Genomic DNA, 6658 nt, shown 5'->3' with positions numbered 1-6658 from the left:
GGATGAAGCCGATGAAATGCTAAACATGGGCTTTATTGATGATGTAGAGACTATTTTGAGTAAAGCACCCAGCAATCGACAGACAGCATTCTTCTCAGCGACGATGCCACCGTCGATTCGCAAGTTGGTAAGTCGGTTTTTGAATGACCCAGCTATGGTCACGATCGAGCAGCCTAAAACGGCCCCTGCTCGTATCAATCAATATGCCTATTTGTTGCCACGTGGCTACAGCAAGGCAATGGCGATTTTGCCAATTTTGGAGCTGGAAGACCCAGAAACAGCAATTATCTTTGTCCGTACACGCAAGGCTGCGGCAGAACTCACTAGCACTTTACAGGCCGCGGGTCACAGTGTAGACGAATATCATGGTGACCTCAGTCAGAGCCAGCGAGAGCGGCTGTTATCTCGATTTAAGCAACACCAAGTTCGTTGGGTTGTAGCTACAGATATTGCAGCTAGAGGTATTCACGTTGACGACCTCACCCATGTGATCAATTATGATTTGCCGGATAACGTTGAGAACTATGTGCACCGAATTGGTCGAACTGGTCGTGCGGGTAAGGAAGGTACTGCGATCGCTATTCTGCAACCTCTAGAGCGGTACAAACTGCGAGACATTGAGCGTCACATGCGCCAGTCGATTGAAATTCGCCCAATGCCAACCCGTGCTGAGGTAGAAGCCCGCTACCTAGAACGATTAAAGCAACGTGTACAAGAGGCTCTGGCTGGGGAACGCATGGCATCATTTTTGCCGGTCGTATCGCAACTGAGCGAGGAGTATGATCTGCGGGCGATCGCAGCGGCTGCCTTACAGTTGACCTACGACCAGACCCGTCCTAGCCATGGACAGGCTGACGCGATCGTATATCCTGAAGATTTACCTGCTGCCCACGAAAAGCCCTTACGTAGGACATTCCCCAAGTCTAGGCCCGCTAAGCGAGTCCGTACTTGATTATTCGTGGTAGTTATTCGTGATACCTATTCATGTCAAGGTACTTGCCGGTAGCCTATTGATCGCCCTTAGGCCTCGATGACTACTCGCAGGTTGCCTCGCTTGCGCACTACTCGACAGGCAGTCGTTTCGCCTGTGCGCTCAAATTCCAGATCTAGAAGGGTTTGGCCAATCTTCAAGTTCTGCAAAGACAAGTTCTGCACTGAAGGAGGCAATGTGGGATGTAAAATCCGGAGGCAGTTGTTGGGCGCGTCAGGAACGAGATTGACCATCGTTTGAAGGAGTTGAAATACGGCCCCTGTAGCCCAAGCTTGCGGGGAACAAGCAACAGGATAACGCACAGGGCTGCTATCGGGGGTACGATCAAACCCGCAAAATAGTTCTGGCGGTCGGCAATAGGGCTGTTGAGCAATCATGTCTAAAATACCCTGAGTCACTTCTAGGGATTGTTCAATCAACCCCAATGAACGTAACCCTGCGACAATTATGCCGTTGTCGTGGGGCCAGACAGAGCCAACATGATAACCCATAGGATTGTAGGCTGGGGAAGCACTGCTTAGGGTGCGAATCCCCCAACCACTAAATAGGTCGGGAGCTTGGAGACGCTCAGCCACACTCTTAGCTTTGTCCGGGGAAAAGATGCCGAGACCTAAGCAATGGCCAGGATTGGATGTGATACTGTCTACAGGTTTGCCTTTTCCATCAAGGGCTAGGGCGATGTAGCCCTGGTGGGGTAGCCAAAAGTCGCGCTCGAACCGTTCTTTAAACGCCTGGGCTTCTTGGTACCAACGCTCAGACAACTCTAGCTCCTGCTTCACCCGTGCCAAGTGACTTAAGCGCATCTTGGCTGCATAGACGTAGCCCTGTACCTCTGCGAGGGCGATCGCTCCCTCTGCGAGTTCACCTTTGGCATTAACAATACAGTCCCCAGAATCCTTCCAACCTTGATTCCGAAGTCCTGCTGGGGATTTACGTTCGTAGGTGAGATAGCCCGTAGCTTGACAACTGCGATCAATCCAATCCATAGCAGCTAAAGCATGGGGCCAAAACTGATCTAGGAAGCCACGATCGCCCGTCCAAGTGTAGTAATCAGCATAGAGCATCAGCCACAGGGGAGTAGCATCTACGGTGCCATAGTAGGGTGTGTGGGGAATTTCGCCACAACGAGCCATTTCCCCTAGGCGAAGTTCATGGAGGATTTTACCCGGTTCCTCTTCCTGCCAATCATTGGTCTCTTTACCCTGATACTGGGCTAGCACAGTTAGAGTTTGGCGAGCAATATCTGGATTCAAGATTAGCGTCTGCGTAGCAGCAATGATAGAGTCTCGACCAAACAGGGTAGAGAACCAAGGAATACCCGCAGAGAGGATTTTACCCTCACTAAAGGTCTGCATCAGCAGGTAAATATCTTGCTCAGCCCGTTCAATGATTTGGTTAAGAGTACGATTATCTGTGCGAATACAGGTGATCTGATCGCGCCATTGCTGCTCTTCCATGGTCTCAGCAGCAAGGGCCTGACTCAACGTAGCAGGGATGCTAACAGAAGATGCAGGCTGACCATTGATAAAGGGTTGGACACGATAACCAATTACCTCAGTCTCATGGCTTTTTAGGGTTAACTGCCAGAGTGCCGTGTAGCCCTGAAAGCGATCAGGCCGACGACGATAGAATTGAATCCTAGACTCCATCAATACCTGATCACGTCCTTGATACGCGAGGATAAGCTCAGGCCGATCGCCCGTGAATCCACCTTCGTCGAAAACCAGTTCTGGAGTGGCACCCTCTGGGGGACGCACTCGTCGCATCACAGTTCCCATCTGCTGGCGCACAAATCCCCGAATGGCAAACAAGTCAGCAAAGTCTGCATCAAAGCTAAGACTTAACTCAAATTCCACAGGCTGAGTACTGTAGTTAGTCAGAGTCAACTCTTCAAACAGCCCGCCTTGGAGTACCAAATCACGTTGAATGCCAATTGTCTCTGGGAAAATGCGCCGATCGGCAATGTAGGGATTAGCACAGAGGGCAGAGAGGGCAAATCCTCGTTGAGCAGTACTACTCAGCAGAATTAGGGGTTGGCCTTCAAATTGCAATTCCAGACGGCTGAGGAAGCGGGTGTCCCGACAAAACAGCCCCAAACTGGTCTCGTCACTCCCCTCTGAGCAGCCTGGAATACCGCCCAGAGTATCAGTGATCAGGAACAAATCATCATCCTTGAGGGTAAGGGTAGGTTGCTGGCGTTGAATGGTTGTGCAGGGCCAATCAGGAATAGGCACCTGCTGAGCTGGTGCAAAAGTACGACCATCAACCTCTACCACGTTCAGGGCTGCATAGATTTTCTCTTTGCCCTCTTCCGTTGAACCTAAAGATGAAACTGTGGATTGTGCTATCTCCATTACAGCAGTCGCAGATTCAAAAGTACCTTTGAATTTTACTAGTCTAGACCTCTAGGCAGAATAGGAATATTGAGGAACAGCATATTGTTGTTCCAACGGACGCACAGATCGTTTGCCCTCAGCCACTTCTTTCCCAGAAACTGGGAGTGGCAGACAGGCAACTAGTGGAATATTCAGGCCGACTGCTCCTACGTGCGCCGCAAGGTGCTGCCGATAGCACTGACTCAGATAGGTAGCTACTTGCTCCCAAGTCACATGCTTGAGCTTGTGGGAGGCAATAGTACGCTGGTAGCGCATTTGACTAACTTCATCCGTCAAGCTAGGATCAATCCAGATACCTTGGGGACGAATCAAAAAGCATTGGTCAGGTAAGGGAATATGGGAGGAATCCTCAAAATCCTGGACTAATTCCCCTGTTTCTGGCCAGCGAGTATGAAGCCATCGCCAACCCTGATGCTGCTTGAAATAGGCCCCTACTTGAGCAGAGTGCTCATCTAGACTGTGGAACAGTGGAGAAATCAGACCATCCTTGATCTGAAACGTCTGAATACATCGAGCAGTTTCAGCAGCCTGCTGATTTGAGGGCAGGTCAGCACAACTTGGCACTCGAATCACGCGGCAGTGGGGTGCTAACCATTCGGTAGTCAAAGAATCTGATCGAGATTGGCGAGTGAACAAGTCAACATGCCAGCCTTCCTGTGCAAGGGCTTGGGCCAGACAGCTAATGTGATGACTACGATCGCACGATGACGCTACTGCTGTCTCCAGAGCAGGATCGTAAGCCATGCTGAGCAGAGAGACCTTGGGCCGAGTTGGAATAACCATGATCCTTATCCTCCCTTAACTAGCCAGTAACATGGGCGATCGGCTGTGGCCATTTTGTTGGAAGCGATTGTCAAGTACTTGATGATAAACCGCCTCGTAACCATCAACCATGCGAGCCACACTGAAGTGAGATTCCACATGGGCGCGACATAGGTAACGATTTAGCTCTGATACCTTTTCTACAGCGGCAATACAATCTTCTAGGCTATGGCACAAGAAGCCAGTCTTACCGTGGGCGATCACCTCAGGGGCAGATCCCAGCGCCATGGCAATTACAGGCGTTCCACTGACCATCGATTCTGTCATCACTAGACCAAAAGGTTCTTGCCAAGTAATGGGGAACAATGTAGCAACTGCTTTACCCATCAATTCATTCTTGAGGTGATGATCAGCTTCCCCCAGAAACTCAATCTGCTTGCCATCGATCAGAGGGGCCACTTCTCTCTCGAAGAAGGAACGATTATCATAATCAATCTTGCCCGCCATCTTCAGCCGCCAGCCAGTCCGCTTGGCAATCTCAATGGCCAAGTGAGGGCCTTTTTCCACCGACATGCGTCCTAGAAATGCTAGATAAGGTTGCTCATCAGGCTGGTCATAAAACTTGAACTGATCGCAGGCAACGGCATTGTAAACTGTTGCTACATAGTTCAAGCCTAGGTCGGGCCGTCGTTGCGAGTTAGAAATGCTAACAAAGTTTTGCCGACGATGCTGACTAAAGATTTTCTCCGTCAAGGGTGTAAAGATGCCGTGCAGAGTGTGAACTACAGGCGTTTTGCTAAAGGTAGCGTAGGGCAAAGCTACGTAGTCAACATGAGAATGAATCACATCGAACTCATTTGCCTGCTGAAATACTTTGCTAAGCTGCATCTGCTCGTAGATGGCATACTCCGGTGGCAGAACACCCAAGGGTCGCAGGGCTTGCTCGCACCCCGGCTCTAGGGAAGCCAGAGTCTCTGAATCACCTGTGGCAAACAGTGTCACATCATGCCCGCGGCGAACCAATTCATCGGTTAACAAGCTTACCACGCGCTCAGTTCCTCCATAGGCTGGCGGTGGCACCCGTTCCCACAATGGTGCAACTTGAGCAATCCGCATAATCATCCTCCTCAGCTCATCGTTGAAGTGTAGATAAAGCCTGCTAACAACTGGCGAAATGCGTGAATCCCAGTGACAGTAAGGCAAGTACCTGTAGCCAGTAGGCCAACTTTTCGTTAAGAAATATATTGGCTAGGTCACATTTTTTCAATATCTGGGTTCCACAACTTTTTAGCGGGAAAACCGTACTGGTCAGAGTAGTAATAGGGTGACCACTGCATTGTCTACGGCTTTATCTACTTTCTGCATCAGTTATTACGATCGCTGACCGCATAGAACTGAGGTGAGACCGTCCTATGGGCATTTCCATCAAAGCCTAGAAGTTACTTAAGTGCGTCTAGGCACCTAACATAAAAACAATATTTGCTTATTGACAAGATTTCCTATTAAAGCTTTACTTGATATACGACTTATTGAAACTAGTTTTCAGTAAAGATCACAGTCTACAGACTCGTTTCCTAGACGAGTCTTCCTAGGCAGAGTGTTGTATTGGCTGCAATAGCTAGTTATGAAGTCATCTCAGAGTCCTCTTCCTGAGTGAGGGAGTGCTAAGGGTCTGCGACTGGGATACCAACCGTAGGCCCATTTCCTTAACCCCAGGGGGAGCAGTGGCAAAAGCAAGATTTAGTATTACGGGAGGTCATGTATTGTGCAAGCCTATGGAAACCCTAACGTGAAATATGATTGGTGGGCAGGGAATGCTCGCTTTGCTGATTTATCAGGTTTATTTATTGCAGCGCATGTCGGACAGGCTGCCCTAACAACCCTATGGGCAGGTGCATTTACCTTATTTGAAATTTCTCGCTATAACCCTGAGCTACCTATGGGTGAGCAGGGACTAATTTTATTGCCCCACCTAGCGACCCTGGGCTTTGGTATCAGGGATGGGGGAACGATCGACACCTACCCGTACTTCGTGATTGGGGCAATTCACCTCATTTCCTCGGCTGTTTTGGGAGCTGGGGCATTGTTCCATACCCTGCGCGCTCCGGAAAACCTTAAGGATGCTAGCGGACGTGCCCGCCGATTCCATTTTGAGTGGACGGATGCTCGTCAGCTAGGGCTGATTTTGGGACATCACCTTCTGTTCCTTGGTGTTGGCGCACTCATGCTTGTAGCCAAGGCCATGTATTTTGGGGGGCTGTATGACTCTACCACGCAGACTGTGCGCGTGGTTACAAATCCTACCCTAGATCCGTTGGTGATCTATGGCTATCAAACCCACTTCGCAAGCATTAGCAGCCTGGAAGATTTGGTAGGCGGGCATATCTACGTCGGGGTATTGCTGATTGCAGGTGGTATCTGGCACATTATCCAAGAGCCATTGCCCTGGGCTAAGAAGGTGCTGATCTTTTCTGGAGAGGCTATTCTGTCCTATTCCCTTGGTGGCATT

5 protein-coding genes are annotated in these 6658 nt (G+C 49.8%); 2 read left to right on the top strand and 3 right to left on the bottom strand.

Translation table 11 applies throughout. The features are described 5' to 3' along the window. Positions 1-952 (top strand): DEAD/DEAH box helicase (locus NZ772_11150; protein MCS6814104.1); only part of this gene is annotated, 952 nt, incomplete at its 5' end. 68 nt (positions 953-1020) lie between these two features. Here the strand turns inward: NZ772_11150 and NZ772_11145 are convergent. From NZ772_11145 to NZ772_11135, 3 genes are read right to left on the bottom strand one after another with little or no spacing between them, the layout of a single operon-like run. Next, a complete protein-coding gene (locus NZ772_11145; GenBank protein MCS6814103.1) occupies positions 1021-3345 on the bottom strand; it encodes an amylo-alpha-1,6-glucosidase in 2325 nt (774 codons plus the stop codon). 51 nt (positions 3346-3396) lie between these two features. Then, on the bottom strand, positions 3397-4170 hold the full coding sequence (locus NZ772_11140; GenBank protein MCS6814102.1) for a hypothetical protein: 774 nt from the start codon (positions 4168-4170) through the stop codon (positions 3397-3399). Between the two features lie 15 nt (positions 4171-4185). Continuing rightward, entirely contained in the window at positions 4186-5265 is a 1080-nt protein-coding gene (locus tag NZ772_11135; GenBank protein MCS6814101.1) for a glycosyltransferase family 4 protein, read from the bottom strand. Positions 5266-5914: 649 nt separating this feature from the next. Here NZ772_11135 and NZ772_11130 point away from each other — a divergent pair. After that, positions 5915-6658 (top strand): chlorophyll a/b binding light-harvesting protein (locus tag NZ772_11130; GenBank protein MCS6814100.1); only part of this gene is annotated, 744 nt, incomplete at its 3' end.

Source organism: Cyanobacteriota bacterium (assembly GCA_025054735.1).
Lineage (GTDB): Bacteria > Cyanobacteriota > Cyanobacteriia > SKYG9 > SKYG9 > SKYG9.
This window is presented reverse-complemented; position numbering and strand designations above follow the sequence as displayed.